Origin of the sequence: Pseudomonas sp. IT-P100 (assembly GCF_949767185.1) — a bacterium.
GTDB lineage: Bacteria > Pseudomonadota > Gammaproteobacteria > Pseudomonadales > Pseudomonadaceae > Aquipseudomonas > Aquipseudomonas fluorescens_B.
The window spans coordinates 108,081-130,091 of the sequence record NZ_CATKQK010000022.1 but is presented as its reverse complement, the minus strand read 5'-3'; the positions used below and the strand labels follow the sequence as shown (position 1 = coordinate 130,091).

17 protein-coding genes are annotated in these 22,011 nt (G+C 60.9%); 8 read left to right on the top strand and 9 right to left on the bottom strand.

All coding sequences use genetic code 11. From position 1 onward, the window contains the following. Positions 1-2: 2 nt before the first annotated feature. The 3 genes from ACM6IQ_RS16705 (at position 3) to ACM6IQ_RS16695 (ending at position 3,469) form a co-directional block, all read left to right on the top strand. Complete coding sequence (locus tag ACM6IQ_RS16705) at positions 3-656, top strand: ABC transporter permease (protein ID WP_007942812.1); 654 nt, start codon at positions 3-5, stop codon at positions 654-656. Continuing rightward, positions 653-1,810 carry a betaine/proline/choline family ABC transporter ATP-binding protein gene (locus ACM6IQ_RS16700; protein WP_414879347.1) on the top strand — a complete coding sequence of 386 codons (1,158 nt, stop codon included), beginning with the start codon at positions 653-655 and terminating at the stop codon, positions 1,808-1,810. Before ACM6IQ_RS16705 ends, ACM6IQ_RS16700 begins: the two co-directional genes overlap by 4 nt. Positions 1,811-2,305: 495 nt before the next feature. Further along, positions 2,306-3,469: a type III PLP-dependent enzyme gene (locus ACM6IQ_RS16695; RefSeq protein ID WP_008024420.1), complete on the top strand. Its 1,164-nt coding sequence runs from the start codon at positions 2,306-2,308 to the stop codon at positions 3,467-3,469. A 91-nt stretch (positions 3,470-3,560) separates the two neighbouring features. Here ACM6IQ_RS16695 and ACM6IQ_RS16690 read toward each other — a convergent pair whose 3' ends face one another. From ACM6IQ_RS16690 to ACM6IQ_RS16675, 4 genes are read right to left on the bottom strand one after another with little or no spacing between them, the layout of a single operon-like run. Then, on the bottom strand, positions 3,561-3,827 hold the full coding sequence (locus ACM6IQ_RS16690; RefSeq protein WP_080995108.1) for a type II toxin-antitoxin system RelE/ParE family toxin: 267 nt from the start codon (positions 3,825-3,827) through the stop codon (positions 3,561-3,563). Then, on the bottom strand, positions 3,827-4,090 hold the full coding sequence (locus ACM6IQ_RS16685) for a CopG family ribbon-helix-helix protein (RefSeq protein WP_017336496.1): 264 nt from the start codon (positions 4,088-4,090) through the stop codon (positions 3,827-3,829). Before ACM6IQ_RS16685 ends, ACM6IQ_RS16690 begins: the two co-directional genes overlap by 1 nt. Positions 4,091-4,146: 56 nt before the next feature. After that, entirely contained in the window at positions 4,147-4,932 is a 786-nt protein-coding gene (locus tag ACM6IQ_RS16680) for a tetratricopeptide repeat protein (protein WP_414879346.1), read from the bottom strand. Then, entirely contained in the window at positions 4,929-5,609 is a 681-nt protein-coding gene (locus ACM6IQ_RS16675; RefSeq protein WP_414879345.1) for a Fe2+-dependent dioxygenase, read from the bottom strand. Before ACM6IQ_RS16675 ends, ACM6IQ_RS16680 begins: the two co-directional genes overlap by 4 nt. Positions 5,610-5,815: 206 nt before the next feature. Between ACM6IQ_RS16675 and ACM6IQ_RS16670 the strand changes: the two genes are divergently transcribed. After that, on the top strand, positions 5,816-8,077 hold the full coding sequence (locus ACM6IQ_RS16670) for a TonB-dependent receptor (RefSeq protein ID WP_017336493.1): 2,262 nt from the start codon (positions 5,816-5,818) through the stop codon (positions 8,075-8,077). 130 nt (positions 8,078-8,207) lie between these two features. Beyond that, entirely contained in the window at positions 8,208-10,733 is a 2,526-nt protein-coding gene (locus ACM6IQ_RS16665) for a PepSY domain-containing protein (protein ID WP_031318381.1), read from the top strand. Between the two features lie 128 nt (positions 10,734-10,861). Here ACM6IQ_RS16665 and ACM6IQ_RS16660 read toward each other — a convergent pair whose 3' ends face one another. Continuing rightward, positions 10,862-12,403 (bottom strand): alkaline phosphatase D family protein, encoded by a 1,542-nt coding sequence (locus ACM6IQ_RS16660; RefSeq protein ID WP_414879344.1) that lies wholly within the window; start codon positions 12,401-12,403, stop codon positions 10,862-10,864. A gap of 407 nt (positions 12,404-12,810) precedes the next feature. Here ACM6IQ_RS16660 and ACM6IQ_RS16655 point away from each other — a divergent pair, with 407 nt between their 5' ends. Then, positions 12,811-13,110, top strand: coding sequence for a hypothetical protein (locus ACM6IQ_RS16655; protein WP_017336490.1), 300 nt, complete (start codon positions 12,811-12,813; stop codon positions 13,108-13,110). 179 nt (positions 13,111-13,289) lie between these two features. Here the strand turns inward: ACM6IQ_RS16655 and ACM6IQ_RS16650 are convergent, their stop codons facing one another. The 3 genes from ACM6IQ_RS16650 to ptsP are packed head-to-tail and all read right to left on the bottom strand — an operon-like array spanning position 13,290 to position 18,843. Further along, positions 13,290-15,029, bottom strand: coding sequence for a PTS fructose-like transporter subunit IIB (locus tag ACM6IQ_RS16650; RefSeq protein WP_414879343.1), 1,740 nt, complete (start codon positions 15,027-15,029; stop codon positions 13,290-13,292). A gap of 11 nt (positions 15,030-15,040) precedes the next feature. Further along, positions 15,041-15,982 carry a 1-phosphofructokinase gene (pfkB, locus tag ACM6IQ_RS16645; protein WP_017336488.1) on the bottom strand — a complete coding sequence of 314 codons (942 nt, stop codon included), beginning with the start codon at positions 15,980-15,982 and terminating at the stop codon, positions 15,041-15,043. After that, positions 15,982-18,843, bottom strand: coding sequence for a phosphoenolpyruvate--protein phosphotransferase (gene ptsP, locus ACM6IQ_RS16640; RefSeq protein ID WP_017336487.1), 2,862 nt, complete (start codon positions 18,841-18,843; stop codon positions 15,982-15,984). The genes pfkB and ptsP overlap by 1 nt, the downstream gene beginning before the upstream one ends. 282 nt (positions 18,844-19,125) lie before the next feature. Here ptsP and cra point away from each other — a divergent pair, with 282 nt between their 5' ends. Both cra and ACM6IQ_RS16630 read left to right on the top strand, forming a co-directional pair. Further along, a complete protein-coding gene (gene cra / locus ACM6IQ_RS16635) occupies positions 19,126-20,121 on the top strand; it encodes a catabolite repressor/activator (RefSeq protein WP_031318379.1) in 996 nt (331 codons plus the stop codon). A 3-nt stretch (positions 20,122-20,124) separates the two neighbouring features. Next, entirely contained in the window at positions 20,125-20,904 is a 780-nt protein-coding gene (locus tag ACM6IQ_RS16630; RefSeq protein ID WP_414879342.1) for a TatD family hydrolase, read from the top strand. Here the strand turns inward: ACM6IQ_RS16630 and ACM6IQ_RS16625 are convergent. Then, positions 20,901-21,605, bottom strand: a complete 705-nt coding sequence (locus tag ACM6IQ_RS16625) for a methyl-accepting chemotaxis protein (RefSeq protein ID WP_414879635.1) — start codon at positions 21,603-21,605, stop codon at positions 20,901-20,903. The two genes, ACM6IQ_RS16630 and ACM6IQ_RS16625, sit on opposite strands and share 4 nt — an antisense overlap. Between the last annotated feature and the right edge of the window lie 406 nt (positions 21,606-22,011).

The following is a 22,011-nucleotide window of genomic DNA, read 5'->3' as shown; positions in this document are numbered from 1 at the left end:
CCATGGAATTTCTCAACGCCTTTTCCCATCTCGACTGGCCGCTGGTGCTGCACCTGACCTGGCAGCACATCACCCTGGTCGGCATCGCCGTGACATTGGCGATTCTGGTCGGCGTGCCGCTGGGCATTCTGATGACGCGCTTCCCGACGCTCGCCGGCCCCTTGCAGGCCAGCGCCACGGTGCTGCTGACCGTGCCGTCGATTGCACTGTTCGGTCTGCTGCTGCCGTTTTACTCGAAATTCGGCCAGGGCCTGGGTCCGATGCCGGCGATCACCGCGGTGTTTCTGTACTCGCTGCTGCCGATCATGCGTAACACCTACCTCGCCCTGACCGGCGTTGAACCGGGTATTCGCGAAGCCGCGCGCGGCATCGGCATGACTTTCGGCCAGCGCCTGCGCATGGTCGAACTGCCGATTGCCGTGCCGGTGATCCTCGCCGGTGTACGCACTGCCGTGGTCATGAACATCGGTGTCATGACCATCGCCGCGACCATCGGCGCCGGTGGCCTCGGTGTACTCATTCTCGCTTCCATCAGCCGCAGCGACATGTCGATGCTGATCGTCGGCGCCGTGCTGGTCAGTCTCCTGGCCATCTTCGCCGACCTGCTTCTGCAATGGCTGCAACGCACGCTGACTCCAAAAGGACTCCTGAAATGATCGAACTTCAAAACCTCAGCAAGACCTTCCAAAGCAACGGCAAAGATGTGAAAGCCGTGGACTCGGTGAGCCTGACCGTCAATGAAGGCGAGATCTGTGTGTTCCTCGGGCCATCGGGCTGCGGCAAAAGCACCACGTTGAAGATGATCAACCGCCTGATCAAACCGACCTCGGGCAAGATCCTGATCAACGGCGAAGACACCACCGACCTCGACGAAGTGACCCTGCGTCGCAACATCGGTTATGTGATCCAGCAGATCGGCCTGTTCCCGAACATGACCATCGAGGAAAACATCACCATCGTTCCGCGCCTGCTGGGCTGGGACAAACAGAAATGCCACGACCGCGCCCGCGAGTTGATGAGCATGATCAAGCTGGAGCCCAAGCAGTATCTGACGCGCTACCCGCGGGAACTGTCCGGCGGCCAACAGCAGCGGATCGGGGTGATTCGCGCACTGGCGGCGGATGCACCGCTGTTGCTGATGGACGAACCGTTCGGCGCGGTCGACCCGATCAACCGCGAGATGATCCAGAACGAATTCTTCGAGATGCAGCGCGCGCTGAACAAGACCGTGATCATGGTCAGCCACGACATCGACGAGGCGATCAAACTGGGCGACAAGATTGCAATCTTCCGCGCCGGCAAACTGCTGCAGATCGACCACCCCGACACTTTGCTTGCGCACCCGGCAGACGACTTTGTCAGCAACTTCGTCGGCCAGGACAGCACGCTCAAGCGTCTGTTGCTGGTGAAGGCTGAAGACGCGGCGGACAACGCGCCGTCGGTCAGTCCGGAAACCTCGGTGACCGAAGCACTGGAATTGATGGACGAACTGGACCGTCGTTACGTGGTGGTCACCGATGGTGAGAACAAGGCGCTCGGTTATGTACGACGTCGCGACCTGCACCGTCAGACCGGCACTTGCGCGCAATACCTGCGTGAGTTCAATGCCACCGCGGCGTACGACGAGCATTTGCGCATCCTGCTGTCGCGGATGTACGAGTTCAATCGCTCGTGGTTGCCGGTGATGGATGCCGAGCGGGTGTTCCTCGGGGAAGTGACTCAGGAATCGATTGCCGAGTATTTGAGCTCGGGCAAATCCCGTGGGGGCAAGACCAGCATTGTTTCGCCAGCCGAGACTGCGTTGGCCTGACCTGACCCTGTGGCGAGGGGATTTATCCCCGTTGGGCTGCGGAGCAGCCCTAAAACCTGCACCCACGGTGTACCTGATATACCGCACGCTAAGGTTTTACGACTGCTTCGCAGCCGGACGGGGATAAATCCCCTCGCCACAAAGACATCCTGTCTCCCTTCAAAAATCCCCATTCGGGGAACATCACACTGTCATGCAGGTCGGTTACATCAGTAACTGTCCAGGACCGCACGACGGAAGTGTGCAAAAACGCGACATTTTTTGTTGATCTCAAGCCCCTCACGCCCTAAAGTTCGCGCCGAACGTCCATGCTGGAAACGATCCATCCGGCTCAAGTACTGACGACGAGACAGCAAGGCCAAGGGCAGCACCGCCTCCCGTGGCCTTTTTGCTTTCGGCGACATGCCTTGGGAAGTAGGCGAACCAAAGTGGGGATACGGAGGACGTTCATTTGCGCCCATTGATAATTTCAGTTTGCCAGTAGGAGTTCCCAGCATGTCGATCAACGTCGAAGACTATTTCGCGCGCGATACCTTCCAGAAAATGAAGGCCTTCGCCGACAAACAAGAAACCCCGTTCGTGGTGATCGACACCGCGATGATCAGCCAGGCCTATGACGACCTGCGCGCCGGTTTCGAATTCGCCAAGGTCTACTACGCGGTCAAGGCCAACCCGGCCGTCGAAATCATCGACCTGCTCAAAGAGAAAGGCTCGAACTTCGACATCGCTTCGATCTACGAGCTCGACAAAGTGATGAACCAGGGCGTCGGCCCGGATCGCATCAGCTATGGCAACACCATCAAGAAATCCAAGGACATTCGCTACTTCTACGAGAAGGGCGTGCGTCTGTATGCCACCGACTCCGAAGCCGACCTGCGCAACATCGCCAAGGCGGCACCGGGTTCGAAAGTCTACGTGCGCATCCTTACCGAAGGCTCGACCACCGCTGACTGGCCGTTGTCGCGCAAATTCGGCTGCCAGACCGACATGGCCATGGACCTGCTGATCCTCGCTCGCGACCTGGGCCTGGTGCCTTACGGCATCTCGTTCCACGTCGGTTCGCAACAGCGCGACATCAGCGTCTGGGACGCGGCGATCGCCAAGGTCAAAGTGATCTTCGAGCGTCTGAAAGAAGAAGACGGCATCCACCTCAAACTGATCAACATGGGCGGCGGCTTCCCGGCCAACTACATCACCCGCACCAACAGCCTGGAAACCTACGCCGAAGAAATCATCCGTTTCCTCAAGGAAGACTTCGGTGATGACCTGCCGGAAATCATCCTGGAGCCGGGCCGTTCGCTGATCGCCAACGCCGGCATCCTGGTCAGCGAAGTGGTACTGGTGGCGCGTAAATCCCGTACCGCCGTCGAGCGCTGGGTGTACACGGACGTGGGCAAGTTCTCCGGCCTGATCGAAACCATGGACGAAGCCATCAAGTTCCCGATCTGGACCGAGAAGAAAGGCGAAGTGGAAGAAGTGGTCATCGCCGGCCCGACCTGCGACAGCGCCGACATCATGTACGAGAACTACAAATACGGCCTGCCGCTGAACCTGGCGATCGGTGATCGTTTGTACTGGCTGTCGACCGGTGCGTACACCACCAGTTACAGCGCGGTTGAATTCAACGGCTTTCCGCCGCTGAAGTCGTTCTACGTGTAAAACGCTGCACGCAGAAATCAAAAAGCCCATGACGAGTCATGGGCTTTTTTGTAACAGACACTCCGGGCGGTCGGAGCGACTGTTATCGGTCTTATCTCACATGCCAAAGACGAAGGATGTAGAGCGTTGAGCCTTGAATCTCATACCGCATTTCGTAATGGCCGACCAAAAGTCGTCGCACATCTCGCGGTACAAACTCGTCAACCCGTTCTCCGATCCGCGGATTGCTGAGTAAAGCTGTAGGAGCCTGAGTGAGAGATTGCACGGTGCGGGCTGCAGCAGGACGATTGACCACTGCAAGAAAATCAAAAAGTCGGGCGAGGTCCGATAACGCCTTGCTCGTCCACTTCAACTCCATCAGTACGGGACCGGCAGCGGCTTATCAGTATCCAAACTTTCTGCCCAGGCCTGGACAGACTGATGATCAATCACTCGTCCGGCGTCAACATCTGCCATTGCCTCTCGAGTAAGCCGGCTGCGCGCCTCTTCATGATCAACCCAGTCGGCAAGCGCTTGCTTCACGATCCAGCCCCGTGAACGCTCCATCTTCGCAGCCATCTGATCGACTTTATCAGCCAGTTCCAAGGGGACATGGGCCGTCAGCACTTTGGTAGCAGCCATGATTTCGTCTCCAGGAAGACATTGATGAGATTTGATTAGTTTCCAATCATAGTGATTTAAACCAGCTCAACAACCCCTGGCACGGACCGCTCATCGCTCATCTGAACGACGCGCTGATGATAGAGAGCCGCCATTTCACGAATGTGCGGATTCACAGCGCTCAACAACGTCTGACTCGCCACCCGCAGGAAATTCAAATTCCCCCCGGCCAATGCCTTGCGCAACCATTCCAGCGCCTCGTTTATTTTTCCTTCATCCGCCAGCACCGCGGCATAACTGAACTGCCCACGAAAATCCCCACCCGTCGCCGAACGCCGATACCAATCGACAGCGCCGACCGGATCCGCCGGGCAAACCCGCCCTTCTTCAAGATAACGTCCCAGCAGGTTCATCGACTTCGCATGGCCAAGTTCTGCCGCGCGACGGTAGAGTGCCAGCGCTTGCAGCTGATCCTCGATCACCCCTCGCCCTGTCGCCAGCAGATTGGCGTAGTTGTACATCGCCCAATCCAGTCCGGCTTCGGCGCCGACGCGATAATGCTGGGCGGCGACCGAGGCATCCGCCACGCAACCCCAGCCGTGTTCGTGGCAGCGACCGAGCATGTTGCGCGCCATCAGATGCCCGCGCTGCGCGGCGATCCCGAACCAGCGCACGGCCAAAGGCTGGTCCTGTTCGATCCCCTGCCCGTCCAGCAGAATCTGGCCGAGCAAAGCCTGGGCATCGAGAACCCCTTCGCGGGCAGCGATCAGGATCGCCTGAGCAGCACGCGCCGGACTTTCATTGAGCATGGCTTTGAGTTGATCGCCGTCGAGCACTTCTTCGCGGCGCAATTGATAACTCATACGTCGACCCAGCGACGCAACAGGTTGTGGTACGTGCCCGTGAGTCGGATCAGCGATGGGTGATCCGGCATGTCCTGCGTCAGCTGCTGGATCGCCCCGTCCATTTCGAACAGCAGCGCGCGCTGGCTATCTTCGCGAACCAGGCTTTGGGTCCAGAAGAATGAGGCATAGCGAGTGCCACGGGTGACGGCATTGACCTTGTGCAGGCTGGTGCCGGGATACAGGACCATGTCACCGGCAGGCAGCTTCACGCGCTGGGTGCCAAAGGTGTCCTGGATGTCCAGTTCACCGCCGTCGTAATCCTCCGGCTCGCTGAAGAACAGCGTGGCCGACAGGTCGGTGCGCACACGCTCGATGCTGCCTTTGGGCTGACGCACGGCGTTGTCGATATGAAAATCGAAACTGCCCCCGGCCGTGTAACAGTTCAGCAACGGAGGAAAAACCTTGTGCGGCAGTGCCGCGGACATGAACAGTGGATTCTTCCATAACCGATCCAACATCGCCGCGCCGACTTCCTTGGCCAGCGGATGACCTTCCGGCAGTTGCAGATTGTGTTTCGCCTTGGCCGACTGGTAGCCGGCAGTGATTTTGCCGTCGGCCCAATCCGCCTGTTCCAGAGCCTCGCGGATGCGCTGCACCTCTTCTTTAGCGAACACGCCGGGGATGTGCAGCAGCATGGGAATACACCTGAGGACAAAGAGGTGCCAATGGTATTGATTCTTATTGGCACTGTAAAACCCCCGAGACGAATGAAACAGCAAAAACCGTAAAGGAAAATTGTAAAGAATGTAAATTCAGTGCGAATAGTAACGTTTCGCAATTGATACATAGACGCGTCTACCCTATATTTCGCGGCCTCAAATCCTTGGGGAGGGGAATTCACATGTCACGCCAACAACCACAATCACCGGTCAGTTCACCGCGTTTACTCGCTTCTGCAATTGGCGTGGCGATCACCGCCGGCTCCGCGGGCCACATGGTTTTCGCGGCTGAAAAAACCGACGAAAAAGCACCGGGCAATGTGATTTCCCTGGGCGCTACCGACATCACCGGCGAAGCTCAGGACGACACCTCCTACAAGACCGATACGTCGGCCAACAAGAAATACACCGCACCGCTGCGCGAGACGCCGAAAAGCGTCACCGTGATTCCGCAGCAAGTGATCCGCGACACCGGCGCCACCAGCCTGGTCGACGCTTTGCGCACCACACCGGGCATCACCTTCGGTGCTGGCGAAGGCGGCAACCCGGCGGGCGACCGTCCGATCATTCGTGGCTTCAACGCTGAAAGCGACACCTTCGTGGACGGCATGCGCGACCCGGCGTCCCAGAGCCGCGAAATCTTCAACGTTGAGTCGATCGAAGTCAGCAAAGGCCCGGGGTCGGCCTTCACCGGCGCCGGCTCCACCGGTGGCAGCCTGAACCTGGTGAGCAAGACCGCCAAACTGGGCAGCTTCTACAACGGCGGCTTCACCTGGGGCTCGGATCAGACCAAGCGCACCACACTCGACCTGAACCAGCAGATGACCGATACCTCGGCCTTGCGCCTGAACCTGATGAAACACGAAGCCAATGTCGCGGGCCGTGACACCGTCGACGTCAGCCGCTGGGGTGTGGCACCGACGTTCGCTTTCGGCCTGGGCACCGATACCCGCGTGACCCTCGGTTACTACCACGTCGAAACCGATGACATGCCGGACTACGGCATTCCGCTGACCCTGAACCCGGCCCGCAGCAAGTACAACGTCGACAAGCCGGTGCATGTCGATCGCGACAATTTCTACGGCATCACCAATCGCGACTATCGCGAAACCACCAATGACAGCGGCACCTTCAAGATCGAGCACGATCTGAATGAAGACCTGACCGTGTCCAACAGCTTCCGCATGTCCCGCTCGACCCTGGACTACATCGTCACCAACCCGGACGACAGCAAGGGCAACGTCGCCAGGGGCAGCGTGTACCGTGGCACCAAGAACCGTAACTCGACGTCCAGCGGCTGGATCAACCAGACCGACCTGAGCGCCAGGTTCGACACCGGCGCCATCGAACACAGCCTGGTCACCGGTGTCGAGTTTTCTTATCAGGACACCCACAACCGCCCGTATATCCTGACGTCGGCCGCCAGCGGCACGACGTGCAACCCAGCACTCTTGCGCTCCGGCGACTGCACCAGCCTGCAAAATCCGACGCCTGGGGATAACTGGAACGGACGGATCACCGACAGCACGGCGTTCACCGATACCGACACCAAGACTGCCGCCGCCTATGTGTTCGACACGCTGAAGTTCAACGAGCAGTGGTCCCTGAACCTGGGCCTGCGTTATGACAACTACAAGACCGAATCCAGCGGTTACAGCACCGGTGGTCGTGGATCGGTAGCGGGCAATTTCTCCCGGGAGAACACCAGCGACCTGGTGAACTACCAGATTGGTGTGGTCTATAACCCATTGCCGAACGGCAGCATTTACGCGGCCTACTCGACCTCCAGCAACCCGGCGGGCGAAACCAGCGGTAACGGCAGCCTGGAACTGGCCGCCAACAACAGCGACCTCGACCCGGAAAAGAACCGCAACTACGAGATCGGCACCAAGTGGGACTTCTTCGGTGATGACCTGTCGTTGACCGCAGCGCTGTTCCGCACCGAGAAAACCAACGCCCGCATCGACGATCCGGATGGCGCCACCACGCAAGTGCTGGACGGCGAACAGCAGGTCAACGGCCTGGAACTGACCTACACCGGCAAGCTGACCCGTCACTGGAAGGTCTACGGCGGCTACACCTACATGGAAAGCGAAGTGGTCAAAACCACCCTCGCCGCCGATGAAGGCAACCATATGCCGAGCACCCCGCGGAACAACTTCACCCTATGGTCGACCTATGACGTGATACCGGAAAAGTTGACCATCGGTGCGGGTGCCACATTCGTTGATTCGCAATTCGGCAACATCGCCAACTCGGTGGAGATTCCTTCCTACTGGCGTTACGACGCGATGGCCAGCTACCGCCTGACCAAAAACGTCGACCTGCAACTCAACGTACAGAACCTGACCGACAAGCGTTACTTCGACCAGGTATTCCAGACGCACTACGCCCACGTGGCGGCGGGTCGTACCGCCCTGCTGAGCGCCAACTTCCACTTCTGACGGAAGCGTGAGGTCAAAGCCCCGTTCATCCACATGAACGGGGCTTTTGTGCGTAAAAAAGAATGCTTCTCGACAGCCCACGGCATAATGCGCGCCGTGATGACAATTTCGAACGAACAAGGCGAGCAACGTGTTGAAGAAAACCCTGTTCCAGTTGCACTGGTTTTTCGGTATCAGTGCCGGGCTGGTCCTGGCCCTCATGGGCATCACCGGGGCGACAGTGTCGTTTGAGGATGAAATCCTGCGCGCACTGAACCCGTCGGTGTTGCAGGTCGAGAAACAGGTCGCCGGCGTGCTGCCGCCCGCTGAGCTGGTGGAAAAAATCGAAGGCGCCTCAGGCAAGAAAGTCGCGATGATCTGGGTCGACACCGACAGCGGCAACGCCGCACGGGTGTCGTTTACCCCGCCACCGGGCGAGCGTCGCGGCGAGATGCGCTACTTCGATCCCTATACCGCCGAGTTCATGGGCAACGCCATCGGCCAGGATTTCTTCGGCCTGATGCTGCAACTGCACCGCTTCCTCGCCATGGGCGATACCGGTCGACAAATCACCGGCGCCTGCACGCTGATCCTGGTGTTTTTCTGCCTGTCCGGCCTTTACCTGCGCTGGCCGCGCCAGTGGAAAAGCTGGCGCGCCTGGCTGACCCTCGACTGGAAGAAAAAGGGCCGCAGCTTCAACTGGGATTTGCACTCGGTGGCCGGCACCTGGTGCCTGGTGTTTTACCTCCTGGCGGCACTGACCGGGTTGTCCTGGTCCTACGAGTGGTACAACAAAGGCCTGACCCGATTGCTGTCCGACTCACCGCAGAACGAGCGGGTTCGCAATCGTGGTCCTGCGCCTGATGGCCCGGCACCGACCGCCGATTACGCCGCGATGTGGAGCAGCATCTACAGCGCTGCCGGTCCGACACTGAGCGCCTACAACATCCGCATGCCGCCCGTGGCCGGACAACCGGCGACCGTGTTTTACCTGTTGGACTCCTCGCCGCACGACCGCGCGCTGAACCAGATCACCCTCGATCCGGCCACCGGCCTCGTCAAACGCCACGACCGCTACAGCGACAAAAGCTTCAAGGCGCAGCTACTGACCAGCCTCTACGCGCTGCACGTCGGCAGTTACTTCGGGATTGTCGGCCGGATCGTCCTGACACTCAGCGCGCTGACCATGCCGCTGTTTTTCATTACCGGCTGGCTGCTGTACCTCGATCGTCGACGAAAGAAAAAGCAGATCAAGGACGCCCGCAAGGGCCTTGAACAACCGGACAGCGATGCCCCGGCGTGGCTGATCGGTTTCGCCAGCCAGAGCGGGTTTGCCGAGCAACTGGCGTGGCAGACCGCCGGGCAACTGCAAGCGGCAGGCTTGCCGGTGAAGGTTCAGCCGCTGGCCACTGTCAGCGAGCAGGACCTGCGTGATTCCAATAACGCGCTGTTCGTAGTCAGTACCTTCGGTGACGGCGAAGCGCCGGACAGCGCTCGCGGTTTCGAACGCAAGGTACTGGGCCGCGCGTTGAGCCTGGAGAGCCTGAATTACGCGGTGCTCGGACTCGGTGATCGCCAGTATCAACACTTCTGCGGTTTCGCTCGCCGCTTGCACACCTGGCTCGGCGAGCACGGCGGCAAGCACCTGTTCGCGCCCGTGGAAGTCGATTGCGGCGACCCTTACGCCTTGCGTCACTGGCAGCAACAACTCGGCCTGCTGACCGGACAGGCGCCCGTGGACACCTGGCAAGCACCGAGCTACGACAACTGGACGCTCACCCGCCGCGAATTGATGAACCCGGACAGCAACGGTTCGCCGGTGTACTTGCTGGGCCTCACCGCCCCGACCACCAGCAGCTGGCTGGCCGGTGACCTGGTGGAAGTGTTGCCCCGCAACTGCCCGTGGGCGATCGAGCATTTCCTCGATGGTCTTGGGATCGATGGGCGGGCGGCGGTGGTGCTTGATGGCTTGTCGCAATCGCTGGAACAAGCGCTCGCCACTCGCCAATTACCTTCAAACCGCACCCACCTAGTCGGCCTGCACGCGCAAGCACTGGTGGACGCGCTGGTGCCGTTGGCCATGCGCGAATACTCCATCGCCTCGATTGCCGCCGACGGCGTGCTGGAACTGATCGTGCGCCAGGAGGTGCATTCCGACGGCAGCCTGGGCGTCGGTTCCGGATGGCTGACCGAACACGCGCCGGTGGGCAGCACCCTCAGCTTGCGCGTACGGCGCAACAGCGGTTTCCATCTGCCGGTCGAACCGGTGCCGATGATCCTGCTGGGCAACGGCACCGGCCTGGCCGGGCTGCGCAGTTTGCTCAAGGCGCGGATTGCCGATGGGCAGACTCGCCATTGGCTGCTGTTTGGCGAGCGCAATCGCGAGCATGACTACCTGTGCCGTGCCGAGCTGGAAGAGTGGTTGATTTCCGGGGACATCGAGCGTCTGGACCTGGCGTTTTCGCGGGATCAGGCTGAAAAGATCTACGTGCAGGATCGCTTGCGTGAATCGGCCAATCTGCTCAAGCAATGGCTGGCCGACGGCGCCGTGATTTACATCTGCGGCAGCTTGCAGGGCATGGCTTCAGGGGTGGATCACGTGCTCAACGAAGTGCTGGGGATTGAAGAGGTCGACCGCCTGATCGAGCAAGGTCGCTATCGCCGAGACGTTTACTGACCTACCACAATTAAATGTGGGAGCGGGCTTGCTCGCGAAGGCTGACTAACATTCAACATCTGTGTTGCCTGTTAAACCGCTTTCGCGAGCAAGCCCGCACACATTGATCGATGCCAGTCGGATAATTCTCACACCGGCTGCAATTTCTGCTCAAACACCGCCACCCCATCCAGATCCCGCAATACCACACTCATCGCCCCCGTCGCGCCCTCGATATTCACCTCGCCAAAAAACTGAAACCCGGCAAACGGCGAGGTGTTCTGCGCCGGCGGTGCCTTCTCGAACACCACTTCAGGACCGAAGGTTTTATCCAGCGGGTTAGGCCCGAAACTCCCCGCATTCAAAGGCCCGGCGACAAACTCCCAGAACGGTTCGAAATCCTGAAACGCCGCCCGATCCGGGTGGTAATGATGTGCCGCGCAGTAATGCACATCCGCCGTCAGGAACACGAAATTGCGCACCTGTTGCGCCCGTAGAAACCCGAGCAATTCAGCGATTTCCAGCTCTCGCCCCTGGGCAGGTCCCGGATCGCCATTGGCCACCGCTTCCCAGCGCGCCACGCCGGGGCTGATTTCGCCATCGGGCACGCCGAGACCGATCGGCATGTCGGCGGCGATGACTTTCCACTGGGCGCTGGAGGCCTTCAATTCACGCTTGAGCCAGTCCAGTTGCTCACGTCCGAGAAAGGGTTTGGCGGCCCCCAGATTGTTGTCATTGGCTTCGCGATAGCTGCGCATATCGAGCACAAACACATCCAGCATCGGCCCATAACTGATTTGGCGATAGATCCGCCCGCCACCGTCGGCGCTCTGCAAACGCATCGGTGCATATTCCAGCCAGGCCTGGCGCGCGCGCCCCACCAGGCTGTGGATATCCTTGCTCTTGTAGCGCTCGTCCAGTTGCTTGCCCGGCGACCAGTTGTTCACCACTTCGTGGTCGTCCCACTGCCAGATCTGCGGCACTTCGGCGTTGAAGCGACGGACGTTTTCGTCCATCAGGTTGTAACGGTAATTGCCGCGATACTCATCGAGGGTTTCGGCGACTTTGCTCTTGGCCTCGCTGGTGATGTTGCGCCACACGCGGCCGCTTTCCGTGGTCAGCTGCGCGGGCACCGGACCGTCGGCGTAGATGGTGTCGCCGCTGTGGATAAAGAAGTCCGGCAGGCGCAGGCGCATGGCTTCGTATATGCGCATGCCGCCGATCTCCGGGTTGATGCCGAACCCCTGGCCGACGGTGTCGCCGCTCCAGACGAAACGGATGTCGCGCCGGGTCTGCGGCACGCTGCGCAGGTGACCGAACCAGGGTTCGCTGGTGACACCGCTCTGGGCGTCTTCGAAGTGCACGCGATAGAAAATCGCCTGATCGGCAGGCAGACCAGTGAGCTCCACACGCGCGGTGAAATCGCTGCGGGCATCAGCCAGTGGCGAGACAAAACGCCGAGGGTTGGTGAACAGACTCCGCGTGTCCCATTCCACCACCATCCGCGCCGCACGATCGCTACGGCTCCAGACCATCGCCCGATCACCCAGCACGTCGCCGGACTGCACGCCATCGGTGAGTTGCGGCCGGTCCTTGACCGACGCAATCACCGCCGGTGCAAGGCTGGGCATCAACAGCCCGGCGCCGACCGCTTGCATGACACGACGGCGACCGAGGTTGAATTCGCTCATGGTGTTCTCCCTGAAAAAGGAAAACTAAAACACGCCTGCATGACCCACGGATGACACGGCTCCTACAAGGCCTGCATCGTTCTCCCACACGGGCGGAAATGATCATCGCGAGGCACACAACTTTTCAAGACGTTTCCTACAACGTATCTTGTTGCCGCGTTTCGGGATCGACTCCATAGTTCGGGCTCGCGGAAAACACCGCGAACGACCTTGGCCGGTCGGTGCAGGAACGCTACAGCGTAACAACACCTCCTCAGGTACTTCGTGCCTGAGGCGTTGTTTTATGGCGGCTGTGCGTGGGACACCTTCGGGTGTGCCGGTTCCTGTACCCGGTCGGCCAACCCGCGTATGGCTGCCACCCTCGTTTGGCCGCGAGTGGTGGTAGCTCCAATTACAGGAGTTACATAATGTTCCAAGTCATGCCGCGTTACCTCCCGATCGACACCTACGACGCCGAAACACCGGTGCTCTTCGTCAACACCCACAAAGAACTCAGCGAACTCACCGCCTGCGCCATGCATCGCTTCACCGTGGTTCGCGATCTGGCAGACACGTTCACCAGCCTGAATCTGAAAAACATTTCCGATTGTGATCTGACGCGGATCACCCGCGCCGTGCATCTGCTGATGCGAGAGGGCTGTGCGGTGCTGGATGTGGTTCAGGCGCGGGCGTTGCAGCGGGAGAATGAGTACAAAACCCCTGCTTGATGGTGTTGCCACTGACGCCATCGCGGGCAAGCCCGCAGGTTAAGGCGTTTGCCACAAATCTTGTGTACGAAAGAGATCACTGTGGGAGCGGGTTTGCCCGCGATGACGGACTCGCATTCAACATCTATGTTGGCTGAAAGACCGCTTTCGCGAGCAAGCCTGGCTCCTACAGGTTTACGTCAGGCGCTGACGGGTTCTACCGCCAGCTCAGCAACTTCCGGCCGCTTGACCACCGCATACACCACCGCCGTCAGCAAACTCCCGGCCACAATCGCCAGCAAATACAGCAACGCATGGTTGATCGCATTCGGAATCGCCAACACAAACAATCCCCCGTGCGGCGCCATCAGTTTGCAGCCGAAATACATCGACAGTGCGCCCGTCAGCGCACCACCGGCAATGCTCGCCGGAATCACCCGCAGCGGGTCCTTGGCGGCAAACGGAATCGCCCCTTCGGAGATAAAGCACAGCCCCAGCACCAGTGCCGCTTTCCCGGCCTCGCGTTCAGTCTGGGCGAACTTGCGTCGGGCAATGAACGTGGCGATGCCCAGGCCAATCGGCGGCACCATCCCGGCGGCCATCGTCGCCGCCATCGGTGCATAACTTTGCGACGCCAGCAGCCCCACCGAAAACGCATAGGCCGCCTTGTTGATCGGCCCACCGAGGTCGACGCACATCATGCTGCCCAGCAATACGCCGAGCAGAATAGCGTTGGTGGTGCCCATGCTGTCGAGGAAATGCGTGAGCCCCGCGAGCATCCCGGCCACCGGTTTGCCGACCACGTAGATCATCACCAACCCGGTGAACAGACTCGCCAGCAACGGGATGATCAGGATCGGTTTCAGCGCCTCAAGGCTTTGTGGCAAACGCGCATACCGATTGATCGCCTGCGCCGCGTAACCGGCGATGAAACCGGCAATGATCCCGCCGATGAAACCGGCGCCCAACGTGCTCGCCAGCAGACCACCGATCATCCCCGGCGCAAGCCCCGGGCGGTCGGCAATCGAGTAGGCGATGTAACCCGCCAGCAATGGCACCATCAGTTTGAACGCGGTCTCGCCGCCAATCTGCATCAGGGCGGCGGCGAGTGTGCCTTCCTCCTTGAAGGCGGTAATGCCGAAGACGAACGACAACGCGATCATCAGACCGCCCGCCACCACCATCGGCAGCATGAACGACACGCCGGTCAGCAGGTGTTTGTAGACGCCGGTCTTCTCCTTTTTGACCGGGCCGTTGGCGCCGGTCGCGGCGCTTTCCTGTTTGCCTTCGGCCAGCGCTTTGTTCAGCGTCGCTTCGGCTTGCTTCAAGGCGATGCCGGTGCCGCAACGGTAGATTTTCTTGCCGGCAAAACGCTCGGTCGCGACTTCGATATCGCAGGCCAGCAGCACCACGTCGGCGTCGGCAATTGCCGTCGCGCTCAACGGATTACGTGCACCGACCGAGCCTTGTGTTTCGATCTGCAGGTCGTAGCCCAAACGCTTCGCCGCTTGCTGCAAGGCTTCAGCGGCCATGAAGGTATGAGCAACGCCGGTCGGGCACGCGGTGATCGCGACCAGCCGGGGGGCGTTTTTCGTGACAGCTACAGGTTCGGCGACCGCTGCAGGTGCGACGTAAACCTCAGCTTCTTCGGCACCACGACGCAGCACGGCTTCGACATCTTGCAGGGCGTGCGCCGGGGTACTCTGGAACACGCGTTTGCCGACGAATCGCGACATGTCCACCGGCGTGCTGGTCACCAGCAATACCCACTCGGCCGCCTCGATCGTTGCCGCCGACAATTGGCGTTCAGGGTGCGCGACATCGTTGACTTCGACACTGGTGCTCCAGCCCTGACGCTGCGCTGCCGCATCGAGCAAACGGGCGCACAGCACGCTGGTGACCATGCCGTTGGGGCAAGCCGTAACAATGGCTAACTTCATGACAAACCCTCTTATTGTTCTGTCAGGGGACGCACGCGCACACCCTGTTCAAGCCGCGCCAATTGCGCCGCATCACCGATGCCGAAACCGATCTGGGTCACCGCCATCGCGGCAATCGCCGTGGCGGTGCGCAGGGTCTGTTCCGGTGTGTCGGCGCTGAGCAGACCGTGGAGCATGCCGGCCAACAGCGAATCACCCGCGCCGACCGTGCTGGCGACGCTAACCTTGGGTGGCGTGGCATGCATCGCCGAACCGACACTGAACCAGTTCACGCCATCGGCGCCGTGGGAAATCACCACGTGCTCGATGCCTTGCGCATGCAAGCGGCTCGCTGCCTCGGCTTGAGCCGCGACCGACACCACTTCGCAGCCGAGCACTTCGGCCAGTTCTTCGGTGTTGGGTTTGATCAGCCACGGGCCGGCCTTGAGCGCCGCGCGCAACGCTTCGCCACTGGTGTCCAGGGCGACGTTCAAACCAAGATTCTTCAAGCGCACAATCAGCGCCTGCAACCACTCGGGACTGATGCCCTGAGGCAGGCTGCCGGCAACGACGACGGCATCATGACCCGGCGCAATCTGATCGAGGCGATCCAGCAACGCCTGCTGCGCCGCTGCACTCACCAAGGGGCCGGGGCCGTTGATGTCGGTGATGCGCCCGTCGTGTTCCGCCAGTTTGATATTGCTGCGGGTTTCGCCGGGGACGCGGATAAACGCGTCGACAAAACCGCGTTTGGCAAACAGGGTTTCGAACGCCTGAAGATTGTCTTCGCCGAGAAAACCGCAGACGGTGAGCGAATGCCCAAGGTCCACCAGCACCTGCGCCACGTTCACGCCTTTACCGGCGGCGTGGGTGTGCATCTCGTCGCTGCGATTGACCTGGCCGGGTTCAAGGCACGGCAACTGCACCGTCAGGTCCAGCGCCGGGTTGAGGGTCAGGGTCAGGATTTTGGCCATTACAGGGCCTCCACTAATGCGCGCACTTCATTGGCGCTGCCCACGGCCAGGGCCTGTCGGGCAAGGGTTTGAGTCTGGGTCAGACTGAGTTCGCGAATGCGCGCCTTGACCTCGGCAATGCTGCGGCCCGACACGCTCAACTCGTCCACGCCGAGACCGACCAGCACCGGCACCGCCAGCGGATCGGCCGCCAGCTCGCCGCACACGCCGACCCATTTGCCATGGGCATGGGCCGCGCGCACGGTGATGTCGATCAGTTGCAGCACCGCCGGGTGCAAGCCGTCAGCCTGGGCCGACAAGGTCGGATGACCACGGTCGATGGCGAGGGTGTATTGCGTGAGGTCATTGGTGCCGACGCTGAAGAAGTCGACTTCCTTGGCCAGCACCGGCGCCAGCAGTGCAGCCGATGGCACCTCGATCATGATCCCCAGTTGCAGGTCCGCCACCGGGATTTCCAGACGTAGCCGCTCGGTCATGTCCCGCGCCTGCCGCCACTCGTCAACGCTGCCGACCATCGGGAACATGATGCGCAGCGGGCGGTTGTCAGCAGCCCGCAGCAGGGCGCGCAATTGCGCTTCCATGATGTGCGGACGCTGCAAGGTCAGGCGAATGCCGCGCACGCCGAGGAAAGGGTTCTCTTCCTTGGCGATCGGCCAATACGGCAGCGGTTTGTCGCCGCCGACGTCGAGGGTGCGCACCACCAGGGGGCGACCGGCGAGGCCATCGAGCACGCGACGGTATTCGACTTCCTGGGTCGCTTCGTCCGGCGCTTGCGAGTGGGCCATGAAAATCAGTTCGGTACGCAGCAGGCCAATGCCTTCAGCACCCTGCTCCACTGCGCTGGTGACGCCGGCGCTTTCACCGATGTTGGCGAACACTTCCACCGCGTGACCATCGGTAGTCAGTGCCGGTTGATGACGCTGTTCGGCCGCCGCTTTCAAGCGTTGCTCGCGGGTGTCACGCTCTTCGGTGGCGCGCTGCAAGGTCGCCGCATCGGCATCGACATGCAAACGACCGCGCTGGCCGTCGAGCAGCAACGGCGTGCCCGGTGCCAGCAGCAACACCGCCGCCCCTGCGCCGACCAACGCCGGAATACCGAGCGCACGGGCGACGATGGCGCTGTGCGCAGTGGCGCCGCCCCGGGCGGTAAGAATGCCGGCGACGCGGGTAGGATCGAGACGCGCCACGTCGGAAGGACCGACTTCATCCATCACCAGAATGTACGGCTGATCAGGTTCACTCGGGGTTTCGACACCGCTCAGTTGCGCCAGCACGCGTCGGCCGATATCGCGCAAATCTGCCGCGCGCTCGGCGAGCAACGCATCCTGCAGCGCTTCCTGTTGTTTCGCCGCCGCTTCGATCACGGCCATCCACGCCGCTTCAGCGCTTTCGCCCTGCTTGAGGCGAGTCTCGACTTCATCGGTCAATTCCGGGTCGTCGAGCATTTCCTGGTGGGTGATGAAGATTTCGCGAATGGCTTTGGATTTGCTGCGCTCGATCAACCCTTCGATGTCGCGACGCACATCTGCCAGCGCTTGCTTGAGGCGCTCACGTTCAAGGGCGGCAGACTCACCGCGCAACGGGTATTCGATGGTTTGCAGCACTTGAATGTGTGCCGGGCCAATGGCAATGCCCGGTGCTGCCGGTATGGCTTGAACCACGCTGCCGGACGCCGGGGCGAGCAACACTTCGGCCACATCCGCGACGACTTCGCGCTGTTGGCTCACCACCGGCAATGGCTCGACTTCTTCACCGAGGCCTTCTTCGATCGCGGCCAGCAAGGCTGGCAAGGCGTCGGCGGCAATGCTTGGCTCGGCGACAAATTCGAGTACCTGGCCGCGACGGGCGCCGAGGCTGAGCAACTTGCTCAAGCTCTTCACCGACACGGCGCTGTCCTGTCCCTCGACGAGCCGGACGCGAATCTCGCCTTCAAAACTCTTCGCCAGTTGCGCAAGGATTTTCGCCGGGCGCGCGTGCAAGCCGTGGGCGTTGGCCAGTGCAATGCGCGCGCTCGGCCAGTCCGCCGGCAACTCGCCGCCGAGCACTTCGAGGACTTTACGACTACTGGTGGCGCGGCCCAGTTCATGGCCACGGCCTTCGATCAGCAGCGCGCAAAGGCGTTCGAGCAAGGCCTGATGCGCCTCGCCGAGGCTGGCCAGGCAGAACAGACCACTCAGTGGCTGACCGAGATAACGCATCGGTTTGTCCGGGGTGACGAAGGCCAGGCCCGGACGCTTGACCGTCTGTTCGCTGTGCAACCACCACAGGCCATCGCCGAGTGGCAGCGCTTCGACCTGTTGCAACACGGCGGAGAAACCATTGCTCACACAATCTGCCTGACGCAGCAAACGGGCACCGCGCCAGACCAGTTCTTCGAAGTCATCGGCCGACACACCCAGGCCGATCATCTGTGCATCCAGCGCCAGCTCCTGCGGCGCGCCTTGCAGCAGTTTCAGCAAGGCTTCGGCAGAGCTGGCGCGACGCAGGGCCTGGCCCAGATCGGTCTCGCCAAGGGCGCGGGTCAGCAGTTGCAGGAGCCGCAAGTGTTCATCGGATTTGGCGGCGATGCCGATCGCCAGGTAAACGATCTGGCCGTCGCCCCAATCCACGCCGTCGGGAAACTGCATCAGCCGCACACCGGTGGAAAACACCTGGTCGCGGGTTTCCGGCGTACCGTGGGGGATGGCAATACCTTGGCCGAGAAAGGTCGAGCCCTGGGCTTCGCGTGCTTGCAAACCGGCGAGATAACCTTCGGCCACAAGACCATCGGTGACCAGATGCCGAGCCAGTAACTGCAACGCTGCGGACTTGTCCACGGCCGACTGGCCCATGGAAATCTGCTCTATGGTGAGCTCGAGCATGCTTTCTCCTTTTTGGCACCTTGAGGTGCCAGGTATTGTTTTGAATGAGTCAGCTTAGGCGCTTAATCATCACTTTTGGCGGTTTCACGGCAGAACCGGCCAAATGCACCTGAAACGTAGAAAATACGCTTGCTGAAACGTTTAATCTAGAATGATTGGCACGTTACTCGATTATGTCCCATCCTTGAAGCCCAACTTGTCGGATTGGCTGCGACAATAGTTGCCTGCCCGAATCGGGTAGGATTGGCGAAAATGTCGGCCGACAAACAAGGAAAACCCGAGTTGAAACTCAGTGATATCGCCCAGCTGGCTGGTGTGTCCGTGACCACCGCCAGTTATGTCATCAATGGCAAGGCCGAACAGCAACGCATCAGCAGCGCCACCGTCGAGCGCGTGCGCGCGGTCGTCGAGCAACATGGCTTCACGCCCAACCCCCAGGCGGCCGGGCTGCGCAGTCGGCACACCCGCACGTTGGGCTTCATTTTGCCGGACCTGGAAAACCCCAGCTACGCACGCATCGCCAAACTGTTGGAACAAGGTGCCCGGGCCCGTGGTTATCAGTTGCTGATCGCCAGCTCCGACGACGCGCCGGACAGCGAACGGCAATTGCTGCAACTGTTCCGCGCCCGTCGTTGCGACGCGTTGATCGTCGCCAGCTGCCTGCCGACCGGTGACGACAGTTACCGTCAGTTGCAGGCCAAGGGTGTCCCGATCATCGCCATTGACCGGGTCATGGAGCCTGAGCATTTCTGCTCGGTGATCAGCGATGATCGCGAAGCCAGCCTGCAACTGACACGCAGCCTGCTCGACCCGTTACCCAAGCAGATCGCCCTGATCGGCGCACGCCCCGAACTGAGCATCAGCCAGGAGCGGGCGGCCGGGTTCAAGGAAGCGCTGGCCGGGTTCAAAGGCGAGATCCTGATCGAACACGGCGAATCCTTTAGCCGCGAGTGCGGCAAACAGTTGATGGAAGACATGATCCAGCGCCTGGGCCATCTGCCGGACGCGTTGGTGACCACGTCCTACGTGTTGCTTCAGGGCGTGTTCGACGCACTGCACGACTTCCCGTTGAAAACCCGTCCGCTGCGCCTCGGCACGTTCGGTGACACGCAGTTGCTGGACTTCCTGCCGCTGCCGGTCAACGCCATGGCCCAGCAGCACCAGTTGATCGCCGACAAAGCGCTGCAACTGGCCCTCGCCGCCATCGAGCAATCCGATTACCAGCCCGGCGTGCAAGCCATCGCGCGGACCTTCAAGCAGCGTATTCGCCAGGACTGAACCGTGGAGCTGATCGACACCCACACGCATCTGGATTTTCCGGATTTCGACGAGGATCGTCAGGCGCTGCTCGCCGAGAGCCGCGCCCTCGGTGTGCGACGGATCGTGGTGCTGGGGGTTTATAAGGCCAATTGGCAGCGCGTCTGGGATTTGGTGCTGAGCGATCCCGATCTGCATGCGGCGTTCGGTTTGCACCCCGTGTATCTGGAGGATCATCGCCCCGACGATTTGCACGAGCTGGGCGACTGGCTGACGCGTTTAGCCGGTCACCGCCAATTGTGTGCGGTGGGCGAAATCGGCCTGGATTACTTCATCGAAACCCTCGATCGCCAGCGCCAGCAGGCGCTGTTCGACGCGCAATTGCAACTGGCGGCGGACTTCAATCTGCCGGCGCTGATTCATGTGCGACGCAGCCATGCGGCGGTGATTGCCACGCTCAAACGGTTCAAGTTGAAACGTGCGGGCATCATTCACGCCTTCGCCGGCAGCAAGGAAGAGGCCCGCGAGTACATCAAGCTCGGTTTCAAACTGGGTCTTGGCGGCGCGGCGACCTGGCCGCAGGCCTTGCGCATGCACCGCGTCCTCGCCGAGTTGCCGCTGGAGTCGGTGGTGCTGGAAACCGACTCACCGGACATGGCGCCCGCCATGTTTCCCGGTCAACGCAACAGCCCGGCGCATTTGCCGGCGATCTGTGCGGCGCTGGCTGAAATCATGGCGATCAGTCCGGAACAACTGGCCACCGCGAGCACGAACAATGCCTGTGAGTTGTTTAACTTTCTCTAGACCCGGAACGCGCTGATCAGCTGTTTAAGCTCCACCACCTGAGCCGACAACGCCCGACTGGCGTTCTCGGTCTGGTGCGCGCCTTCGGCGGTGCGCTCGCCGGCTCGGTTGATCTCGACGATGTTCTGGTCGATGTCGTGCGCCACGGCGGTCTGTTGTTCCACGGCAGCGGCGATCTGCTGGTTCTGATCGACGATCATTCCCACCGCCCCAAGGATATTTTCCAGCGCCTGCTGGACCTTTTCCGACTGGCCCACCGTGCCATTGGCCATTTGATGGCTGGTGCCCATGGCTTTCACCGCCGCGCCGACACCGCTGTGCAGCTTGGCAATCATCTGCTCGATTTCTTCAGTGGATTGTTGGGTGCGTTTGGCCAGGGTCCGGACCTCGTCCGCCACCACCGCGAAGCCACGCCCCTGCTCGCCCGCCCTCGCCGCCTCGATGGCAGCGTTGAGCGCCAGCAGGTTAGTCTGCTCGGCGATGCTCTTGATCACCTCCAGCACCCGACTGATGGACTGGCTGTCGCTGGCCAGTTGATTGATCACCAGCACCGATTGATCGATCTCGCTGGCCAGTGCGGCAATGCTGCCCTGTTGCGATTCCACCAGACCGCGACCGCTGACCGTCTCGTCGTTGACACTGTGGGCACTGCTGACCGCCGCCGCCGCACTACGAGCCACCTCCAGTGACGTGGCCGACATCTGATTCATGGCCGTGGCGACCTGTTCGATCTGTGTGCGCTGCCCCGCAACGGCCTGGTTACTCTGGGCCGACACATTCTCGACCTGACCGGCCTGACGCTCGACTTCACCGACGGTATGGCCCACACGCTCGATCAGGTCATGGATTTTCTTCACGGTGCCGTTGAACACCTCGCCCAACTCGCCCAGCTCATCACGGCTGTTGGCGTTGAAGGTCACGGTCATGTCACCGGCTGCCACCTTGTCCATCATCGCGCCAAGACGCTTGAGGGTGGTGCGGGTCGAGGCGTAGAAACCGCCATAGAGGTAGAAGATCAACACAAACACCACCGACAACGCGACGGCCTGCAAGACCATGTGCGTGCGGTTCTGAGTCAGCCGCTGTTGCAACTGGGTGTCGAGGAAT

Bases quoted from the DNA above. Each gene is read 5' to 3' on its own strand.
- ptsP (WP_017336487.1), bottom strand. From the start codon at position 18,843: ATGCTCGAGCTCACCATAGAGCAGATTTCCATGGGCCAGTCGGCCGTG.
- ACM6IQ_RS16700 (WP_414879347.1), top strand. From the start codon at position 653: ATGATCGAACTTCAAAACCTCAGCAAGACCTTCCAAAGCAACGGCAAA.
- ACM6IQ_RS16650 (WP_414879343.1), bottom strand. From the start codon at position 15,029: ATGAAGTTAGCCATTGTTACGGCTTGCCCCAACGGCATGGTCACCAGC.
- ACM6IQ_RS16690 (WP_080995108.1), bottom strand. From the start codon at position 3,827: ATGGAGTTGAAGTGGACGAGCAAGGCGTTATCGGACCTCGCCCGACTT.
- ACM6IQ_RS16625 (WP_414879635.1), bottom strand. From the start codon at position 21,605: ATGTCGGCCACGTCACTGGAGGTGGCTCGTAGTGCGGCGGCGGCGGTC.
- ACM6IQ_RS16685 (WP_017336496.1), bottom strand. From the start codon at position 4,090: ATGGCTGCTACCAAAGTGCTGACGGCCCATGTCCCCTTGGAACTGGCT.
- ACM6IQ_RS16660 (WP_414879344.1), bottom strand. From the start codon at position 12,403: ATGAGCGAATTCAACCTCGGTCGCCGTCGTGTCATGCAAGCGGTCGGC.
- pfkB (WP_017336488.1), bottom strand. From the start codon at position 15,982: ATGGCCAAAATCCTGACCCTGACCCTCAACCCGGCGCTGGACCTGACG.
- ACM6IQ_RS16655 (WP_017336490.1), top strand. From the start codon at position 12,811: ATGTTCCAAGTCATGCCGCGTTACCTCCCGATCGACACCTACGACGCC.
- ACM6IQ_RS16680 (WP_414879346.1), bottom strand. From the start codon at position 4,932: ATGAGTTATCAATTGCGCCGCGAAGAAGTGCTCGACGGCGATCAACTC.
- ACM6IQ_RS16670 (WP_017336493.1), top strand. From the start codon at position 5,816: ATGTCACGCCAACAACCACAATCACCGGTCAGTTCACCGCGTTTACTC.
- ACM6IQ_RS16695 (WP_008024420.1), top strand. From the start codon at position 2,306: ATGTCGATCAACGTCGAAGACTATTTCGCGCGCGATACCTTCCAGAAA.
- ACM6IQ_RS16705 (WP_007942812.1), top strand. From the start codon at position 3: ATGGAATTTCTCAACGCCTTTTCCCATCTCGACTGGCCGCTGGTGCTG.
- ACM6IQ_RS16675 (WP_414879345.1), bottom strand. From the start codon at position 5,609: ATGCTGCTGCACATCCCCGGCGTGTTCGCTAAAGAAGAGGTGCAGCGC.